Source organism: Vibrio marinisediminis, assembly GCF_014050145.1.
Lineage (GTDB): Bacteria > Pseudomonadota > Gammaproteobacteria > Enterobacterales > Vibrionaceae > Vibrio > Vibrio marinisediminis.
Window position 1 is genome coordinate 85,734 of record NZ_JACFYF010000004.1, and the last position, 18,131, is coordinate 103,864.

General features: G+C 43.6%; 18 protein-coding genes. 5 read left to right on the forward strand and 13 right to left on the reverse strand.

Going from position 1 to position 18,131, the window contains the following annotated elements; genetic code table 11:
• Window positions 1-61 precede the first annotated feature (61 nt).
• Window positions 62-1,717 carry a mechanosensitive ion channel domain-containing protein gene (locus H2O73_RS08760; protein WP_182108471.1) on the forward strand — a complete coding sequence of 552 codons (1,656 nt, stop codon included), beginning with the start codon at window positions 62-64 and terminating at the stop codon, window positions 1,715-1,717.
• Window positions 1,718-1,788: 71 nt separating this feature from the next.
• On the opposite strand, the gene H2O73_RS08765 is transcribed toward H2O73_RS08760, so the two are convergent.
• From H2O73_RS08765 to gap, 7 genes are all read right to left on the reverse strand, one after another.
• On the reverse strand, window positions 1,789-3,366 hold the full coding sequence (locus tag H2O73_RS08765) for an alkaline phosphatase (RefSeq protein ID WP_182108472.1): 1,578 nt from the start codon (window positions 3,364-3,366) through the stop codon (window positions 1,789-1,791).
• A gap of 238 nt (window positions 3,367-3,604) precedes the next feature.
• Window positions 3,605-5,485: a BCCT family transporter gene (locus tag H2O73_RS08770; protein ID WP_182108473.1), complete on the reverse strand. Its 1,881-nt coding sequence runs from the start codon at window positions 5,483-5,485 to the stop codon at window positions 3,605-3,607.
• A 126-nt stretch (window positions 5,486-5,611) separates the two neighbouring features.
• Window positions 5,612-5,968, reverse strand: coding sequence for a hypothetical protein (locus H2O73_RS08775; RefSeq protein ID WP_182108474.1), 357 nt, complete (start codon window positions 5,966-5,968; stop codon window positions 5,612-5,614).
• A gap of 177 nt (window positions 5,969-6,145) precedes the next feature.
• Complete coding sequence (locus tag H2O73_RS08780) at window positions 6,146-7,087, reverse strand: ChaN family lipoprotein (protein ID WP_182108475.1); 942 nt, start codon at window positions 7,085-7,087, stop codon at window positions 6,146-6,148.
• 69 nt (window positions 7,088-7,156) lie between these two features.
• Window positions 7,157-7,975, reverse strand: a complete 819-nt coding sequence (gene rlmA, locus H2O73_RS08785) for a 23S rRNA (guanine(745)-N(1))-methyltransferase (protein WP_182108476.1) — start codon at window positions 7,973-7,975, stop codon at window positions 7,157-7,159.
• Between the two features lie 134 nt (window positions 7,976-8,109).
• Complete coding sequence (locus tag H2O73_RS08790) at window positions 8,110-8,994, reverse strand: D-hexose-6-phosphate mutarotase (RefSeq protein ID WP_182108477.1); 885 nt, start codon at window positions 8,992-8,994, stop codon at window positions 8,110-8,112.
• A 177-nt stretch (window positions 8,995-9,171) separates the two neighbouring features.
• Window positions 9,172-10,167, reverse strand: a complete 996-nt coding sequence (gene gap / locus H2O73_RS08795; RefSeq protein ID WP_182108478.1) for a type I glyceraldehyde-3-phosphate dehydrogenase — start codon at window positions 10,165-10,167, stop codon at window positions 9,172-9,174.
• 336 nt (window positions 10,168-10,503) lie between these two features.
• On the opposite strand from gap, the gene msrB reads away from it, so the two are divergent.
• A complete protein-coding gene (msrB, locus tag H2O73_RS08800) occupies window positions 10,504-10,923 on the forward strand; it encodes a peptide-methionine (R)-S-oxide reductase MsrB (RefSeq protein ID WP_182108479.1) in 420 nt (139 codons plus the stop codon).
• Between the two features lie 83 nt (window positions 10,924-11,006).
• Here msrB and H2O73_RS08805 read toward each other — a convergent pair whose 3' ends face one another.
• Window positions 11,007-11,825 carry a DUF2989 domain-containing protein gene (locus tag H2O73_RS08805; protein WP_182108480.1) on the reverse strand — a complete coding sequence of 273 codons (819 nt, stop codon included), beginning with the start codon at window positions 11,823-11,825 and terminating at the stop codon, window positions 11,007-11,009.
• Window positions 11,826-11,929: 104 nt separating this feature from the next.
• Here H2O73_RS08805 and H2O73_RS08810 point away from each other — a divergent pair, with 104 nt between their 5' ends.
• Complete coding sequence (locus tag H2O73_RS08810) at window positions 11,930-12,217, forward strand: YeaC family protein (RefSeq protein ID WP_182108481.1); 288 nt, start codon at window positions 11,930-11,932, stop codon at window positions 12,215-12,217.
• Window positions 12,218-12,274: 57 nt separating this feature from the next.
• Here H2O73_RS08810 and H2O73_RS08815 read toward each other — a convergent pair whose 3' ends face one another.
• The 4 genes from H2O73_RS08815 to H2O73_RS08830 all read right to left on the reverse strand — a co-directional run bounded on the left by H2O73_RS08815 (window position 12,275) and on the right by H2O73_RS08830 (window position 15,411).
• A complete protein-coding gene (locus tag H2O73_RS08815) occupies window positions 12,275-12,772 on the reverse strand; it encodes a YchJ family protein (RefSeq protein ID WP_182108482.1) in 498 nt (165 codons plus the stop codon).
• Between the two features lie 67 nt (window positions 12,773-12,839).
• Entirely contained in the window at window positions 12,840-14,057 is a 1,218-nt protein-coding gene (locus H2O73_RS08820) for an EAL and HDOD domain-containing protein (protein WP_182108483.1), read from the reverse strand.
• 75 nt (window positions 14,058-14,132) lie between these two features.
• Window positions 14,133-14,870: a UDP-2,3-diacylglucosamine diphosphatase gene (gene lpxH, locus H2O73_RS08825; protein WP_182108484.1), complete on the reverse strand. Its 738-nt coding sequence runs from the start codon at window positions 14,868-14,870 to the stop codon at window positions 14,133-14,135.
• A gap of 46 nt (window positions 14,871-14,916) precedes the next feature.
• Window positions 14,917-15,411: a peptidylprolyl isomerase gene (locus tag H2O73_RS08830; RefSeq protein WP_182108485.1), complete on the reverse strand. Its 495-nt coding sequence runs from the start codon at window positions 15,409-15,411 to the stop codon at window positions 14,917-14,919.
• Between the two features lie 201 nt (window positions 15,412-15,612).
• Between H2O73_RS08830 and cysS the strand changes: the two genes are divergently transcribed.
• Together cysS and H2O73_RS08840 are read left to right on the forward strand one after the other, a co-directional pair.
• The gene (cysS, locus tag H2O73_RS08835; RefSeq protein ID WP_182108486.1) at window positions 15,613-16,995 is read left to right on the forward strand and encodes a cysteine--tRNA ligase; all 1,383 of its coding nucleotides are present in this window, start codon (window positions 15,613-15,615) and stop codon (window positions 16,993-16,995) included.
• Between the two features lie 201 nt (window positions 16,996-17,196).
• Window positions 17,197-17,775, forward strand: a complete 579-nt coding sequence (locus H2O73_RS08840) for a thymidine kinase (protein ID WP_182108487.1) — start codon at window positions 17,197-17,199, stop codon at window positions 17,773-17,775.
• Between the two features lie 78 nt (window positions 17,776-17,853).
• On the opposite strand, the gene infA is transcribed toward H2O73_RS08840, so the two are convergent.
• Complete coding sequence (gene infA / locus H2O73_RS08845) at window positions 17,854-18,072, reverse strand: translation initiation factor IF-1 (protein WP_001040192.1); 219 nt, start codon at window positions 18,070-18,072, stop codon at window positions 17,854-17,856.
• Between the last annotated feature and the right edge of the window lie 59 nt (window positions 18,073-18,131).

Consider the following 18,131-nt stretch of genomic DNA (forward strand, 5'->3'; position numbering starts at 1 on the left):
TGATGCAGTTCTTTATTTTAGCTGCTAGGCTCGCATTGATAGCTTTGTAAGTGAGGTTTGTATGTCTTTCATATTCAGCAAGAATTTTTATCTTGCTCTTATTATTAGCCTGTTCTCTTTTGCTGTTGTTGCCCAGCCGGAAACTACCGAGTCACTGCCATCGAAAACGGAACTCGCGATAGAATCAATCAATCAAGATATTGTCGACCTTTCAAAAAGCTTGGCATCGGCCACTGGCGATGATCGTGATGCCATTCAATTGCAGTTATTCCAGAAAAATGAAGATCTACGCAGCCAATTAGCCGTTGCGGTCAATAATAATAGCTTGAGTAAAGCGATATTGCTTAAGCAGATAAAGCAGCAGATTGCCTATTCTCAAGGCGCGAGGAAATACCTTGATGAAACTATTAAGCGGCTCAATGAGCAGATCAATGAAGCGAAAACAGAAGATAAGCTCGCGCTGCTTAATCAATATCGAGAGCTGCAGCATTATCTTGATACGACTTACCAAGCCAGTTGGCAAAATCTAACGTGGTTAAATAATTTAGATAAAGCTAACCCCAAACTTGAAGAAGCGCTACGCGATGCGACCAATACCCGTTTGCGTTTGCTCTCGGCATCGGTTGAGTACTTTAACCAACAGAGTGAACTCGCCGCTACTCAACTTGCCAGCAGCCCTGAATCTGAAAAAGCGACCATCCAACTCAACCAACTGATCATCAAACAGCGTTTAAACAGTGCGACTGAGAGCATGCGTGATTTGATTACTATTGGTGATCACCTAGGTTTGGAAACCTCAGAATATAAACGCTTGGCATTTGAGGTGACGGGTAATATTACTCATGATTTACTCAATACACAGGTGATTCTAGCCATTATCACCAGTTGGTCGACTAATGCGTTTGACTGGGTGGTGGATAACGCTCCTCAACATCTCTTCGAGTTAATGATCTTCGCGATTATTTTGCTTATTGCCAAAGGTCTAGCAGGGCTTGCGCGGAAAATAGTGACTAAAACAGTCTCATCAAAAAACCTTAAAATGTCACAACTGATGCAAGACTTTTTTGTCTCTATGTCGGGTAAGGCGGTTTGGGTTGTCGGTATTATGGTTGGCTTATCACAGATTGGATTGAATCTTGCGCCAATCTTAACCGGTTTCGGTATTGCCGGTGTGATCATTGGTTTCGCTTTGCAAGATACACTATCCAACTTTGCTGCCGGGATGATGTTATTGATCTATCGTCCATTTGATGTCGGAGATTTCGTTTATGCCGGTGGCGTGGATGGCAAGGTGAGCCACATGAGTTTGGTTAACACCACGATTCGCACCTTTGATAACCAGATCATTATCGTGCCAAACAGTAAAATTTGGGGCGATGTGATTAAGAATGTTACCCATGAGCGAATCCGCCGTGTGGACATGGTATTTGGTATTGGCTATAGCGATGATTTGCTGCTCGCAGAGTCAGTGTTACTCGACATCGTGACCTCGCATCCAGCGGTGTTACGTGCACCGGAGCCAATGATTAAAGTGCATACGCTAAACACTTCTTCTATCGATTTTATTGTACGACCTTGGGTTAAAACGGATGACTATTGGGATGTGTATTGGGATGTGACGAAAGAAGTGAAACTGCGTTTTGACCGTGAAGGTATCTCGATTCCGTTCCCACAACAAGATGTGCATTTGCATATGGTGGATAAGAAGGAAGCTTAACGTCTGTAAATCATGGAACAAAATAAGCGCCCTGATCAGGCATCAGAGGCGCTTTGCTTTTTAGTAATGGATTACTTTACTTGCGTCATTAGGTAATCACCTAATTCTGAATGATGCATAATTTTCGACACGGGTAAGATCTGTTCTGCAGGTCCCCAAGCAAAGACGTTGACTGGCGTGTGCGTGTGAGTACCTGTTCCCCAAACTGTGTTTTGTAACGTCGCTTGCTCACGAGCGAGAAGGTTGCCACGATCGTTGTATGGGAAGAACGCATCAAAGTCATTAATCGCTGGAACTTGCTCCGCATCTAAATACTTGTGGTTAGCAACTCGGTAAGGGTTTGGTTTGCTTTTTAGCACGTTAGCCGCTTGCTCTGCAGTGATAGGAAATGCACTGTTTGCATTGACGATTTGTGCAAATTTTTGTGGCGTTTGCTCTGCTTTGGCGAGTTTTTCGAATTCACTGATCATACCGTAGTAGCTCTTTTTCTGATTGTAGAGACCATCAAGAATCGCAAACTGACCAAAGTTGAAGTTCGGTGCATATTCACGGTTTTTGAACGCTTCACCGCTGCGCTTTTCTGGGGCTGGTAAGTCTGAAGAAGAGTAACTAAAGCCAAATGAGCCTGTTTCATGATCGGCAGTAACTATGATGATGGTGTCATCACGACCTTTAGCCCACTCGTAAACAGAGTTAACCGCTTGGTCGAATTTAATCATTTCATGGAGCATAGTTCCTGCATCGTTGCTATGCCCAGCCCAATCAATTTGACCGCCTTCAACCATTAAGAAAAAGCCGTCTTTATCTTTGGAAAGAAGCTCTAGGGCTTTAACTGTCATCTCTTCAAGCGACGGTTGTGTGCGTTCTGGATTATTCTTATTGTTGCTGTAGGCAATACCATCATCCATACCAGAGTAAGCAAACAAGCCAAGCACCTTGTCTCCTTGAGCGCTGTCTAACATTTGGCGATTGAAGGCGAGGCTATAACCAGCATCTTTGGCTTCAAGCAGTAAATTACGCTCATCTTTGCGTTTTGATTTTAAGTAGACATCACCTTGAGTGAGTGTTTTAAGCTCGTTATAAGTATCGCCTTTGTCATTAGTTGATTTTGGGATCCAGTGGCGAATGCCCCCTGAGAGCATTACATCAACATGGTTTGCCAACATGTCAGAGGCTATATCATTTTCCAGTGAACGATGAGGCTGGTGAGCGGCAAAGGAAGCGGGTGTCGCGTGGGTCAAACGAGTATCAGAAACTAACCCTGTCGCCTTGCCCAGTTTTTTGGCTTTTTCGAGAACCGTTTCAACGTGGTTACCTTGTGAATCGACACCAATGACCTCTGAAGCACTGTATTGTCCTGTTGCCAGCATAGTGGCAGAACAAGCAGAGTCGACCACAATCGCATCGTCAGGGTGGGTGAGTGATGAACCAATGACCCCTTCTTCGGCAAGCTTAAAGAGTGCCGTTGTTTGACCTTTGTAAATTGAATTTGGGGCTTGATTGGCGTAAGTCTCTAATAGACCGACTTGCTGTGGTCCCATACCATCGCCAATCATTAAAATAACGTTTTTGATTTCAGCAGACGCAGCACTGAAAGAGAAAGAACTAGCTGCAGCAGCAACGGCTACAGAGGTAAGTAAGCGCTTCATTGTATTGTCCTTTATTTGAAAAGCGGGCTCAGTACATCAGCCCTGCGTGACAGATAAATTACAGTAACAAATATTTCACAATTAATTGATTGTAGTTATCATTTATTAGCACTGGATTATAAAAAAAGCCCACAGAGTGGGCTTTGAGCTAGGGAAGGAGAAGAGAAGCACGGCCCAAAAGCCGTTCTTTCTTATCGAAGCATTGTGGTTTGGCAAACCACAATGCTTCAATCTGCTATTAGCTTGGAACGAGACTATTGAAATCGATCCTTGCTTGTTGAGAAAGCTCAGAGGCTTGCTGTTTGTACTCTTTAGCTTTAGCAACGTTATCCATCGCTTGTTGCAATGCATCTTGAAGATCTTGTGGCAAATGGTGGTCGGAGTAATGCTCATCAAGGCTGTGTTCAAGCGCAAATGCGCGAATACGTTTACGGACCAGCATCAGTTCTGTCATTGAAAGTCGCTCAGCTTCAGCCGCTTCTTGTGCGGTATCGCGTGCTTTTTCAAAACGAGCAAGTGCCATACCTTCTGATGACCATGGGTCCACGTCAGGTAATTCTTCAATGTTAATGGTTGGCTCAACGTAGGCATCTTGATGGCGCAAGTCTAGTGAGGTTGCACGTACCGCCGAAATCATCAGCATCACAGCAATAACCAGCAAGGGTAAGCCGCCAACAATCGCAGCCGTTTGCAGAGTGCTTAGACCGCCCATGAACATCAATACCGTTGGTAGGAATGACAGCGTGAATGCCCAGAACATACGGTTCCAACGCATTGGCTCTTCAGTCACATTGTTTTGTACCACTGATGCCAAGATATACGAGATTGAGTCGAATGTCGTGGCAGTAAAAATAATACAAAGAATGGTAAAGACAGCAATAACCACTGTGCCCATCGGCAATGCTTCAAGCATTGAGAAAATCGCTTTGGTTGCTCCCTCGGCGTTTAAGATCCCAACCACATCTAACTCGCCAGAAAGCTGAAGAGAAAGACCGTAGTTACCAAGGATCATAAAGAATAGGAAACAGCCTAAAGAGCCAAAGAAAATTGAGCCAGCTACCATTTGCTTGATGGTGCGACCACGTGAAATGCGCGCAACAAATAAGCCCATGCTTGGTGCAAATACAAGCCACCACGCCCAGTAGAAAATAGTCCAATCTTGCGGGAAGTGTGTATTCTCGAATGAACCGTAACCACCGAAAGGTTCCGCCCAAGTCGCCATGACGAAGAAGTTCGACAGCATTCGACCAATAGAGTCTAAGCCGGTTTCCAGCATGAAAATCGTTGGTCCAGCTATTAGCACGAATGCTAACAAACCCATCGCACCCCAAAAGTTGATGTTGCTGAGGATTTTAATGCCCTTTTCAAGACCAGCATAAGAGGAGTAGGCAAAGATGGCAGTACATACCAAGAGTACCAGTACTTGGCTCATGGTATTTTTAGGTAAACCAAATAGGTAGTGTAAGCCTTCGCCAATCAGCGGCGCCGCTAAACCTAAACTGGTTGCTGCACCGCCAAGTAGACCAAAAATAAATAGCACATCAACAACTTTACCAACAGCACCTTTACTGCGTGCTTCACCTAGAACTGGCATTAGTGCACTGGACACTTTTAGTACAGGCTGCTTACGAACATAGAAGAAGTAGGCAATTGGTAGCGCTGGAATCAGGTAAATTGACCAAGCAATCGGACCCCAGTGGAACAGACCGTAAGTGGCAGCCCAGCGAACAGCTTCTTCACTGCCCGGTTCTAACTGGAATGGTGGTGATTGGTAGTAATAGGCCCACTCAATGCAGCCCCAATAAAGAATACTGGCACCGATACCACCGCAGAAAAGCATGGCAGCCCAAGACATTGTTGTGAACTCTGGTTTTTCATCAGCTTCACCCAGTTTGATTTGCCCCATGTCACTAAAGATGACGTAAATCATAAAGAACAGAGCACTGATACCAAGCGCAAGATAAAGGAAACCGAGTTTATCGGTCATAAATGTTTTTGCGATAGCAATCCATTCAGCCCCTTCGACAGGAAAGAGTATTAAAGGGATCACAATTGAAAGGAGCAGCGCTATTGCGCCAAAAAAGGTAGGTTTATCTATTAACGAGAAAGAGTTTTTCACGGTACATTTCATCCATAAAGACCATTATAAGCCATTATGTGTGCTGTTATGCTTATGTGACAAACAGCAGATTTTACCGTAAAGATTAATTAAATTTTAAGTGAACAAGCTTACCTGACCGCGTGATCAGGCAAGCATCAGTAGTAGACCGCCAACCGTTGCCGCTGCGGAAACAAATTGCCCGGCAGAATAAGAGTCATCCTCTTCTTCTTTTACTGTGTCGGGATGATCCATTCCAAGAGCACCATGAGCAAAAGACTCTACTTTATCACTTACCGTTTTCTCAGATTTTGCTGTTAGTGCGCTCTCTTTTTCAATTTCTTGAAGTGCAGCAAGCAATGCTTTGCCTTCTTCTGAAAGGGTTACTTTGTTTTGTTCAACCTTGAGTGGTGCAGCGTTTGTCGCCACCTCTGCCGGTTTAGATTGAGGTTTGACCTGCTGGGTTGGGGTCAGCTTTGCTGGCTCCATGCCTACTGGTGTCATAAAAGTCTCCTCTAACATTCCTCAGTCATTGTATCGACCAAAGCGTGAAAAACTTGTGGGAAATATTCGTGCTAATGATGAGTATTTTAAGAGCAAAAAGTGAGCCAACTTTAGTAGCTAGGCAAAAATAAGCCATTTTGTTGGTTCATATCGTCCATGTTGGTGTAGTGACAGAGATTAGTGGCATTCAAGTTCGTCCACCTGATTAATGAGAGAGTGATAGGCTTTGATTCGATTCTCTTGTTTAACATAGCGCACTGGTGGCGGCAGAACATGCAATTGAAAATCACTGCTCGTCTCTGAAGTTATTGCGTCAGTTGGTGTAATGACGACGACATGTAAATTTGGTGCTCGGCGTAGAATGGACGCTTTAATCCCTAGCCCGTCTTCCACATGGAATTTGCCCGCAATGTGCATTACCTTGTGCTCCGGATGGGTTGCTAAATAGTTGACGATACTTTCCGCCATGGTTTCATCCCATGTCACTTGGGCGGCATATTGTTTTGCCGTTTGAGCTGGTTCACCATGATGCATTGATGCCATAAATTTGCTTTTGTATGCGGAGTCTTGGGTGTTGATTAGCTCTGCGACCCACGATCGCTGCTGCGAGGGGAGAGTATTTAAATACGACTCTCCTTTACGTCCAATACAGCGCACAATATTGCGTGGTGCATTGGCGGCAATGACATCCACTTGGTTACTTTTTGCAAATTCAATGAGGGCTCGATAATCACTTTGGTAATTTTGCCACGCGTTACCCTCGGTGATCAGGGGCTGTTCACCAATGTCACCTGCCAGATATTGATCAAGAGTTGACTGTTTGTCGCGAGAAAATTGCTCCATGGATAAAGCCAGCGGCGAGTTATTGCGGTAGAGCTGATTCAATAAATCACTTTGGAAGCGATGAATTGCTGGGTGGGTGTGCCACTCACCAACGAGGATGACATCGGCAGTTGTAACCAAGGTTGTAAATCGTTCTAAAGAGGTCGCTTGTGCCTCTGGAGAATAGAGTTGGTAGTCGTAATAGCTAATGAGACGATCGTTTGTGGTCTTAGGCGTCAAAGAAGCACAGCCTAGCAAAGACAGTAAAGTCAGGATCAATAGCCAGTACCTAAACATAAAAAAGCCCTATTGTTTTTTCAAAGCTTAAATAGGGCTTAGGTAACTTGCAATTTTTCAGTGAAGATTTTATGCCTTGCGATAGATTCGGATCATAAAGTCGGCTTCACAGTCAAAGCTGTCGGCTGTTTTCAATAGTTCACGAAGTTCATCACTCGCCTTCCATGCAAATGGCGTCATTTGCAGAAGGTCAAAGCCGTCACCTTGCGCAAGGTTCATGACATAGTTGAGCCTCTGTTCGTGCTCTAGGGTGAAGCCTTCTAAATCTTCAGCCTCTTCACTGTGTAAGCGCACATCTTGATAGATATGTTCGCGCAATTGGTATAAATGTCGAGCTGCGGGTGTCACGGTAACCACGATTCCGCTTGGCTTTAGACAGCGAGCCAGCTCTTCGGCTTTGCAAGGAGCATAGATGCGTAAAATGGCGTCTAAACTCTCTTCTGAAAAAGGTAAGCGGTGGCTTGAAGCTACGCTAAACTGACAATTCAAATAGCGCTTTGCTGCGTAGCGAATCGCGATTTTAGAGATGTCTAAACCGAATACTTGTGCATCCGATGATTGCAGAGACAGTTGGGTCGCCACTTCATCAGTGTAATAACCTTCACCGCAACCAATATCAAGTAGCTGATGCGTTGTATCTTGCAGGTGTTCTGCACACAACTTAGCGACTGCTTGCTTCATCGGTTGGTAGTAATCTTTTTCCAAGAAGCGGCGGCGGGCTTGCATCATCTCTTTATTGTCGCCTGGATCTTTTGAGCGCTTGTGCTGTACCGGCATCAAGTTGACGTAGCCTTCTTTGGCAAGATCGAAGCTGTGGTTGTTGCTACAGCGGTACGTACGCTCAGCAAAAGAAAGTGGCAAATGGCAAAGAGGGCATTGATAAGACATAACAAGCTCAACAGATGAATTTAGGCGGCAGAGTCTAACAAGAAAGCGCATTCTGCAAAAGGGGAGAACAAAGAGCCAGCCTATTTATCAGCAAGTATCCAAACGTTACTCGCTGATAAGCTGGCTTATTGACATCATTTGGCTGAAATGACGGTGACTAAGTCGTAACTTTCACCCGGTTGTAAGGTGATACCTTGCTTGATGGTCGGTGCATGCACGGTTGATTCCACACAAATCATGGTTTTATAGCCATCATCTTGCATGTCTGCCATGCCTTGCGCGCCTTCCGCCCACGGGTTCCACAATACCGCGGAGTTGTGACCATGGTTTTCAATGCAAAGCGTACGTTCAAGCACCTTGTCTGCCACTTCAATCACAGCTTCAGGTTGAGTGTAAACTCGGTCAATGGTGTCAGTCAGTACCAGCGTGTTACCACCTTGGCAGACTTTATCGGCTTGAAGGCTGTCAATGTATTCAGCGCCCATACCTGTAGTTTGAGCTTGCAGGATATCCCCGACATTAAGGTAAGAGTGTAGCGCCCCAGAGAAGGTCCACTCTTCATCATCAATGTTGATAACTTTCAGAGTGACTTTCAGTTCAGAGCCTACTTCCACTAATAGTCGAGCATCAAACATGTGCGGCCAAATCTGGTGAGTTTCTTCGCTAGGGAATAGCGCTAACTCAACAATGACACCTTGGTCGTTTTCACGGTGTTCAACCAGTTCCCACTCAGATGTGCGGGCAAAACCATGTGCAGGAGCGGCAATACGTCCAAACCAAGGCCAACAAACTGGAATACCACCACGCAGCGCAGCTTTGCCATCAAAGATGGCTTTTTCGCTCATCCAAATCAGATCTTGTTGGTCTACTGGCTGGTAAGAAACGACATGCCCGCCGTGAAGAGAAATGCCTGCGACGGCTTTGTCATGGATGATACGAACAATTTTAACTTGGTCTTTTTGAACGATAGTGACGTTGTCAGATAAAACGGTTACCGCAGGGAGAGAGACTAAATCCATCAATCAAGTCCTTATGTAATAAATGCACTAGAACCATTGAGCTATGTTCACTTAATGGTGAAAGTTTAATCAATGTTGAAAAATCGAGGGAATTGCAGATACAAAAAAGGCGACTCAAGAGCCGCCTTTTATCACGATTTTTCTCAACGAAAAGTTCGCTAAACGCTATCTAAGCAATTACTTAGAGATGTGTGCGATTAGGTCTAGAACTTTGTTTGAGTAACCGATTTCGTTGTCGTACCAAGATACAACTTTAACGAAGTTATCAGTTAGTGCGATACCAGCTTTAGCATCGAATACAGAAGTTTGAACTTCACCGATGAAGTCTTGAGATACTACTGCATCTTCAGTGTAGCCTAGAACGCCTTTTAGTTCGCCTTCAGATGCTGCTTTCATAGCTGCACAGATAGCTTCGTAAGATGCGCCTTTCTCTAGGTTAACTGTTAGGTCAACTACAGAAACGTTAGCAGTTGGTACGCGGAAAGCCATACCAGTTAGTTTGCCGTTTAGTTCAGGAAGAACAACGCCTACTGCTTTAGCTGCACCAGTTGATGATGGGATGATGTTCTGAGAAGCACCACGACCACCGCGCCAGTCTTTAGCTGAAGGACCATCTACAGTTTTTTGAGTTGCTGTAGTAGCGTGAACTGTAGTCATAAGGCCAGAAACGATACCGAAGTTGTCGTTTAGTACTTTAGCGATAGGAGCTAGACAGTTAGTAGTACAAGAAGCGTTAGAAACGATGTCTTGACCTGCGTAAGTTGAGTCGTTAACACCCATTACGAACATTGGAGTTGCGTCTTTTGAAGGACCTGTTAGAACAACTTTCTTCGCGCCAGCAGTGATGTGCTTACGTGCAGTTGCGTCGTCTAGGAAAAGACCTGTAGCTTCTGCTACTACGTCAACGCCGATTGCATCCCACTTAAGATCTTCAGGGTTGCGCTCTGCAGTTACACGTACAGTTTTACCGTTAACGATTAGGTTACCGCCTTCAACTTCAACAGTACCGTTGAAACGGCCGTGAGTTGAGTCGTACTTCAGCATGTATGCCATGTATTCTACGTCGATAAGGTCGTTAATACCTACAACTTCGATGTCATTGCGCTCTTGCGCTGCACGGAATACGAATCGACCGATACGGCCAAAACCGTTAATACCTACTTTGATAGTCATTATAGCTGCTCCACAACTTAATTTCTGATTAAAGATAACTGGTAGTAAAATTACATAATCCAGTAACAATCTGCAAGTGATAATCGGACTTAACTTGTTTAATGTCAAAAAAAAGCGACGCTTTTTTTCACAATTAGTCTCAAATGACTAGCTTTTGCACGGATATTGAAATCTTATTCCCAATTATTGTCGTAAAATAGGGGTGAGGGCAAAACGAAGCCGGCTCACTTTTGCCACTCTATCATGGTGAGAAAGTATGTGCTACAAAGTCTGTATGACGCAAGTTTTTAACGAAATTTTGGGAAATTATAACGAATAAAAGGAAGGAGAATTTCGATGAATTATGAATCAAAAAAAATAGAAAAGCCTGATGAATACTGGCGTGAGCGCTTATCTGATGAAGAATTTAGAGTATGTAGACAGCAAGGCACGGAGGCACCATTTAGTGGTAAGTTGTTGCACAATAGAGCACTAGGTATTTATCGTTGTACTTGCTGTGAAGCTCCCTTATTTCAATCAGAAAACAAATACGATTCGGGTTGTGGTTGGCCAAGCTTTGATGCCCCAATAGATAGCGAGGCAATACGCTATTTAGAAGATCTGAGTCACGGAATGGCTCGTACGGAGATCCGTTGTGCGGCTTGTGATAGCCATTTAGGTCACGTTTTCCCTGATGGACCCAAAACGACAGGTGACAGATTCTGTGTCAATTCTGTGTCGTTAATTTTCAACAATCCACAAAAAAGCGGTGATTAAATCACCGCAATTTGTTTTATCCTTTCAATTGCACTGTTTTACCGAACAAAGCTAACTACTTAATTTTATATGGTTGTTTTGACTTACCATGTTTTGTTAATCATATTCGCTCGGTATTTTCCGTCTTCAATTGCTTCATGAACTTGTTCGGCCATATTGTCGAGCTGTTGGTATTTCTCGTCTGTGAAACCATAAAGTAATGAATTGTTTTTCTTTGATGCTGTTTTTACATCAAATTGTTCCGCGACCTGTGTCCAGATGTAAGCTAGCTCTTTACGGTTTTGTTGTAAATTGAGGCTTGCGAGAGATTTGATTACATCGATATTGGTGTTCTTACCATTACTGAGCTCCAATGAGCGGTGTAGTAGTTGCAGCGTTTTAATGGCATCTCGGCTGGTATAGAAGGTTGCTAATGCGTATTGCATTTCAGCTGTTTCCAGTACGGGTGTCCCTTCCAGTTGCAAGAATGAACGTCGAGCTGCCTCATCACCTTCTTGGCTCCATAGGAAGTAGAGTGCTTGAGGTGAGGTTGATTGTTTTAGTTCGGCAACAATACGATCCTGTTCTTCACTTACATGCATCACAGTGGTGAAGCGCTTAGATTTGCGTTCAGATTGAGTTAACGGCTGAATCTGTGCAGCGAGAGTTAAGCATTTCTCATATTCGGCAAGGATATGGTACTCCTTGATTTTGTTTTCATCAGAAGGTGTCTTTATGAGATCAAATCGATGCCAAATGAGGTCGGTTCGGGGTAGGCGACATTGTCCATCGTCGACATTGAGCATTTCACAGCGTAATGCTGGGTTCGCTTCACATAACTGTTCAGTATTTTTTCTGCTTTCAAAACACCCCATCAGGGCAAAACTAAGACCAATTGTGGCCACCAACTTGAGTTTATTCATAATTCTCGATGCTTGTGATCAATTACACTTATTCGGAGACCATTCCTTGACTCAGAACGCAAGCCAGTTATTTTCTCTGTTAAAAATGATTATAAGGATAAGTCATGGATGTCGAGCAACTTGTTAATGCTATTACCCCAGAAGCCTACGAACGCCTACTGTATGCAGTAGAGACGGGTAAGTGGCCTGAGGGCACTACTTTAAGCCAAGAACAACGTGATTCTTGTATGCAAGCCGTTATGCTTTATCAGTCAAAACACAATGCGGAAGCTCAGCATATGACAGTCGCTCAAGGTGGTGAAGTGAGCTTTAAATCCAAAGCGGAGTTAAAGAAACAATTTCAATCCGCGCAGTCTGATATTTTGCGCGTCAATCCCAACCATAACGAGTAACTTCTCTACCCAGATAATAAAAAGGTAGATGCCTTAACATCTACCTTTTTTGTTTAATTATCCGCAACACTTCTTAAATTTTTTACCGCTGCCACAAATACATGGGTCGTTGCGTCCAATTTTGAGACTCTTAACCGGTTGTGACAGTCTCTCATCTTGTTGTTCTTCTAATGGGTATTCACCATCAATATAGAACCACAGACCATTTTCACGAACAAAGCGAGAGCGTTCTTCTAAACAATATTGTGTGTCGTCTTGGTTAAAGAACGCTTTGAAAGTGACATAGCCTTCATCGTCATTGCTACCTAACTGACTTTCAAGCACTTCAAGTTCTACCCAATCACTGTCAACCGACTCTGCAATAGCATCTCGCTGCTCTGGTGCGTGGCAGCTTGAGTGGTAAGTATCAACCACAAAATCAACCAAACCTAATACGTGTGCACTGTAGCGTGCGCGCATCAGTTGCTCTGGAGTGTGTGCTGCTGAATGGTCATGGTGAATAGGTTGGCAGCATGCTTCATATTGATTGGCGTTTCCGCACGGACAATGGCTCATAAAAATTGGATTCGTTGGGCTTATAAAGGAATGCATAAGTGTATGTAGCCCAACGTCATCCGTAAAGTTATTCGTCACGTATATCCATTAATTCAGCCGTCCATTGGATGGCAATGTCATAGCAAACAAAAATTTCCATTTCAGTCAGGTTGAGCTTTTTTCCAATCGCCTCGATTTTTTCCCATCTTGCCCGTTCAATGGAGGTAGACAGTACCAATAAGCCACCAAGAGAACCTCTTTTATTGAGTAATGCTTGCTGGATAGCCTGGTCGATAGGAAATTGCTTGAGGAGTTGCTCTAATGGCACGTCAAGCAAGCAGTCAAGCAATGAAAACATCCCAGTGAGAAATGCGTGTCCTTGCTCAGGTTGCGGTTGTAGTTTTTGTGCAAGCAACTCACAAAATTTTGCTCGCTGAATAGAGAGGCTATACAGATAGCTGGGTTTGCTATTGTCTGTAGAAGCAAGAGCAACGAGAGAAATAAACTTTCGTAAACGCTCTTCACCTAGGTAAACCAAAGCCTGTCGAAAAGAGGAGATCTTATTGGTGACCACTGGGGATGAGTTGACGTAACTCAGCAGTTTGTAAGATAGCGAAACATCCCGTGAGATTAATCCTTCTAAGGTATCGAAGTTGATATCGTTTTTAGACACTTCCATTAGCAATTGCATCGCAGTTAGCATGGAAGGTTCGAGTGATTTTTTTTGCACTAATTCAGGTTTACTAAAAAAGTAGCCTTGGAAATAATCAAATCCTGCTCGCTTGGCTTGTTCAAACTCTTCATTGGTTTCGACTTTTTCTGCCAAAAAACGAATATTTGTGTTGCTAGAACGAGTAATGAACGCTTCTGCTTTTTGAATTGAAACGGTGCGAATATCAAATTTAATAATTGAAATATACGGTAAGAAAGCGAGCCATTCTTTACTTGGTACAAAGTCGTCAAGTGCTAACGTATAACCGCGCTTGGCTAAGCTTTTTACCGCAGTGAGTAGTTCTGCTGTTGGTGCGCAGTCTTCAAGGATTTCAACGACCAAGTTTTTGGTTGGGAATAGACTGGGAAGGTCGTTAATTAAGCTCTGGTATGGGAAGTTTATAAAGCCAATAAGGTCGCCAATAGTATCTTGCCGAGTGGCGAGTAAGTGATCCGACAACAAGCGACTTGTCGCCAGATCTGCGTCTATATCGGGAAAACTGTTTTTTGGACCGTCGCGAAATAATAGTTCGTAACCGATAGTTTGTTTATCCACGTCCATGATCGGTTGTCGTGCGAAATAGGAATACTTCAAAATTCTACATCAACTCCTTTTAACTCGGAGTCAATCATAAGGTGCGTTTAACTATTTACCATGAAGTAGTTCAAACTAACACGGTTTCGAACTGAATGGACGAGCTTGCAAACTGTAATTATTTGCGTCAAAGCACAAAATTGAACCTTGCTCATACCAGTCACCGAGTACGATGCGAGTCATTGTTTGGTCGTTGACAGAAAATGTATGCATATCAGGACGATGAGTATGACCATGGATCATTAAATCCACCTGATGATCAAGCATTACTCTTTCAACTTCGCTTTGTGTCACATCCATAATCATTAATGATTTGGATTTTTTATTATCACGAGCGTCAGTTTGCACCTTACGTACGATAGGCGTTTTTACTGACATTGGCAGTCGATTGAAGACCCATTGCAACCAAGGTTGATTCACTTTTGCTCGGAATGCGAGATATTGAGTATCTTCGGTACACAGTGTATCACCATGCAGAACAACAGCTTTTCGACCATAAAGGTCAATGACTGTTTCGTCACCCAGCAGTTCAACACCGGTTTGTTTAGCAAAGCGTTTGCCGACCAAGAAGTCACGATTGCCTTTAGTGAAAAAACAAGGCACGCCACTATCCGTAAGGCGCTTAAACTCGGCGCGAATTTGATTGGCGAACTCGCTTTTGTCATCATCACCTATCCAAAAATCAAACAGGTCACCGAGCACATACAGCGCATCGGCATTGATGGCTTCTGTGCGCATGAAATGTTGAAAACATTGGTTAATGTCTGGTGTGTTGGGTGATAAATGCAGATCTGAAATAAATAGTGTGGTCATAATATTAGCTGAATAAAAAAGGGCGCAACGCGCCCTTTAATGAAGATTATTCTTCGATAGTTGTACCAGTGATAACAACATCTTCTAGCGGTACGTCTTGGTGCATACCGTAAGAACCAGTGCTAACACCTTTAATTTGGTTAACAACGTCCATGCCTTCAACAACTTCAGCGAATACGCAGTAACCCCAACCATCTAGGCTTTCGCTACGGAAGTCTAGGAATGTGTTGTTGTTTACGTTGATGAAGAACTGAGAGCTAGCTGAATGCGGTTCCATAGTACGCGCCATTGCAAGCGTGCCTACTTTGTTGCTTAGACCGTTGTTTGCTTCGTTTTTGATAGATGGACGAGAAGCCTTTTCACGTAGACCAGCTTCCATACCACCACCTTGAACCATGAAACCGTCGATAACACGGTGGAACAGTGTGTTGTCGTAAAAACCGTCACGGCAGTATTGTAGGAAGTTTGCACTTGTCTCTGGAGCTTGTTCTGTATTTAGCTGAACTTTAATGTCACCAAAATTTGTGTGAAGGGTGATCATGATTATGTCCTTAACCTATGTTTTTGATTTGAGCGTAAGATTCTAACTTAACTTTTCTGACATTAATATGCGAAAAGCTGTGAATCAGACTTCAGTATAGGCGCTAATGATGGCTTTTTGAGCGTTTGAGGGATTACCTAAACAGCGATGAGTTGATATACTGGAACACTATTTTATTTGACCCAATGAAGCATAGAGATCATGTTGAAAATATATAACACACTCACAAGACAGAAAGAGGAATTCAAACCAATTAATGCTGGCAAGATTGGCATGTATGTCTGTGGGGTAACCATATACGATCTCTGTCATATTGGTCACGGTCGCACCTTCGTTTCATTTGACGTTGTGTCTCGTTACTTGCGTTACTTGGGTTACGATTTAACTTTCGTACGTAACATCACGGACATTGATGACAAAATCATCAAACGTGCTAACGAAAATGGTGAAAGCTGTGACTCGCTTACCGAGCGTCTCATTGGCGAAATGTACACGGATTTCGACGCGCTGAATATTAAACGCCCAGACGTTGAACCTCGTGCAACACAATTTATTGCTGAAATCATCGAGTTGGTTGAAAAACTGATTGAGCGTGGTTTTGCTTACGTGGCTGATAATGGCGACGTGATGTTTGAAGTTGGCAAATTTAATGAATACGGCAAGCTTTCTAAGCAAGATTTAGAGCAGCTACAAGCGGGTGCGCGTGTTGATATTGAAACAGCAAAACGCAGCCCTCTAGATTTCGTATTGTGGAAAATGTCTAAACCTGGCGAACCAACATGGGAATCTCCATGGGGACCTGGTCGTCCGGGTTGGCACATTGAGTGTTCAGCAATGAACTCTTCTATCCTTGGTAATCATTTTGATATTCATGGCGGCGGTTCAGACCTTCAGTTCCCTCACCATGAAAACGAAATTGCACAATCGTGCTGTGCTCATGACACTCAGTATGTGAATACTTGGATGCACAGCGGTATGGTGATGGTTGATAGAGAGAAAATGTCGAAGTCGCTAGGTAACTTCTTCACTATTCGTGATGTACTTGGTCACTACGATGCTGAATCTGTTCGTTACTTCTTGATGTCTGGTCACTACCGTAGCCAGCTAAACTACAGTGAAGAAAACCTCAATCAAGCGCGTGCTTCTCTTGAGCGTCTATATACCTCACTACGTGGTCTAGATTTGTCTGTAGCAGCAGCGGGCGGTGAAGAGTATGTATCTCGCTTTGCTGAAGCAATGAATGATGACTTCAACACACCGGAAGCTTACTCAGTGCTGTTTGATATGGCGCGTGAGATCAACCGCCTAAAAACAGAAAGCCTAGAACAAGCAAGTGCACTAGGTGCGCTAATGCGTGAATTGGCTGACGTGATTGGTATTCTTCATCAAGATCCTGAAGCGTTCTTGAAAGGTGATGCAGGCAGTGATGATGAAGTCGCTGAAATCGAAGCATTGATCAAGCTACGTAATGACTCTCGTGCAGCAAAAGATTGGGCAAATGCTGATATGGCACGCGACAAGCTGAACGAAATGGGTATCGAACTGGAAGATGGTGCGGAAGGTACCACTTGGCGTCGTAAATAACATCCACGTCCTTTTTGACGTTGCAGCGGTGTTGACTGTCGCTCGAAAACCTCATCACATAGTGAATCTATGCTCAGAGGCTTTTCTCCTTAGTCGCCTAGCTGCAACATCAATAAGTTAGTGGATGGTTCATCGTTTTAAAGGGGTTGATTTATCAGCCCTTTTTTCTACCAAATTAAATATTTTTACAGGATTATTTCTGTGGCTCAGATGTATTTCTATTACTCGGCAATGAACGCGGGTAAATCTACAACACTTCTTCAATCATCTTTCAACTATCAAGAACGTGGTATGAATCCGTTGATTTTCACGGCGGCACTTGATAACCGTTACGGTGTGGGTAAGGTAAGTTCACGAATTGGTTTGCAGTCAGATGCGCATCTATTTCAGCCTGAAACCGACTTATACCAAGCGATTGCAGAATTGAATGAGCAAGATAAGCGCCACTGCATTTTGATTGATGAGTGCCAGTTTTTGTCGAAACAGCAGGTTTATCAACTGACAGAAGTGGTCGATAAATTGAGTATTCCAGTACTTTGTTATGGTCTGCGAACTGACTTTTTGGGTGAGCTATTTGAAGGTAGTAAGTATTTGCTATCTTGGGCTGACAAGTTGGTGGAGCTGAAAACGATTTGCCACTGTGGTCGTAAAGCTAATATGGTTATCCGCACTGATGAGCATGGCAATGCAATCAAAGAGGGTGATCAAGTAGCGATTGGTGGTAATGACCGCTATCTATCGGCTTGTCGTCAGCACTACAAAGAAGCCTTAGGTAAGTAGCACCGTGGGTTACAAAATGTAGATAACAAAAAACGGAGCCAATTGGCTCCGTTTTTTGTTGTATTCGGTAATCTGAGATTAACGAGCACGGAAGACGATGCGGCCTTTAGAAAGGTCGTATGGAGTCATCTCAACAGTTACTTTGTCACCAGTAAGAATACGGATGTAGTTCTTACGCATTTTACCAGAGATGTGAGCAGTAACTACGTGACCGTTTTCAAGCTCAACACGGAACATTGTGTTTGGAAGAGTATCAAGGACAGTGCCTTGCATCTCAATAACGTCTTCTTTAGCCATCTAATCCTCTTTAAATAAATGGGCGTTTTCACCAGCTGTTCTATGCTGCTGAAAATGAT

What these genes read in the sequence shown, in the direction of transcription:
- infA (WP_001040192.1), bottom strand. Translation starts at nt 18,072, where the DNA reads ATGGCTAAAGAAGACGTTATTGAGATGCAAGGCACTGTCCTTGATACT.
- msrB (WP_182108479.1), top strand. Translation starts at nt 10,504, where the DNA reads ATGAATTATGAATCAAAAAAAATAGAAAAGCCTGATGAATACTGGCGT.
- gap (WP_182108478.1), bottom strand. Translation starts at nt 10,167, where the DNA reads ATGACTATCAAAGTAGGTATTAACGGTTTTGGCCGTATCGGTCGATTC.
- H2O73_RS08775 (WP_182108474.1), bottom strand. Translation starts at nt 5,968, where the DNA reads ATGACACCAGTAGGCATGGAGCCAGCAAAGCTGACCCCAACCCAGCAG.
- H2O73_RS08830 (WP_182108485.1), bottom strand. Translation starts at nt 15,411, where the DNA reads ATGATCACCCTTCACACAAATTTTGGTGACATTAAAGTTCAGCTAAAT.
- H2O73_RS08805 (WP_182108480.1), bottom strand. Translation starts at nt 11,825, where the DNA reads ATGAATAAACTCAAGTTGGTGGCCACAATTGGTCTTAGTTTTGCCCTG.
- lpxH (WP_182108484.1), bottom strand. Translation starts at nt 14,870, where the DNA reads ATGACCACACTATTTATTTCAGATCTGCATTTATCACCCAACACACCA.
- H2O73_RS08815 (WP_182108482.1), bottom strand. Translation starts at nt 12,772, where the DNA reads ATGAGCCATTGTCCGTGCGGAAACGCCAATCAATATGAAGCATGCTGC.
- H2O73_RS08780 (WP_182108475.1), bottom strand. Translation starts at nt 7,087, where the DNA reads ATGTTTAGGTACTGGCTATTGATCCTGACTTTACTGTCTTTGCTAGGC.
- H2O73_RS08790 (WP_182108477.1), bottom strand. Translation starts at nt 8,994, where the DNA reads ATGGATTTAGTCTCTCTCCCTGCGGTAACCGTTTTATCTGACAACGTC.
- H2O73_RS08810 (WP_182108481.1), top strand. Translation starts at nt 11,930, where the DNA reads ATGGATGTCGAGCAACTTGTTAATGCTATTACCCCAGAAGCCTACGAA.
- cysS (WP_182108486.1), top strand. Translation starts at nt 15,613, where the DNA reads ATGTTGAAAATATATAACACACTCACAAGACAGAAAGAGGAATTCAAA.
- H2O73_RS08765 (WP_182108472.1), bottom strand. Translation starts at nt 3,366, where the DNA reads ATGAAGCGCTTACTTACCTCTGTAGCCGTTGCTGCTGCAGCTAGTTCT.
- rlmA (WP_182108476.1), bottom strand. Translation starts at nt 7,975, where the DNA reads ATGTCTTATCAATGCCCTCTTTGCCATTTGCCACTTTCTTTTGCTGAG.
- H2O73_RS08760 (WP_182108471.1), top strand. Translation starts at nt 62, where the DNA reads ATGTCTTTCATATTCAGCAAGAATTTTTATCTTGCTCTTATTATTAGC.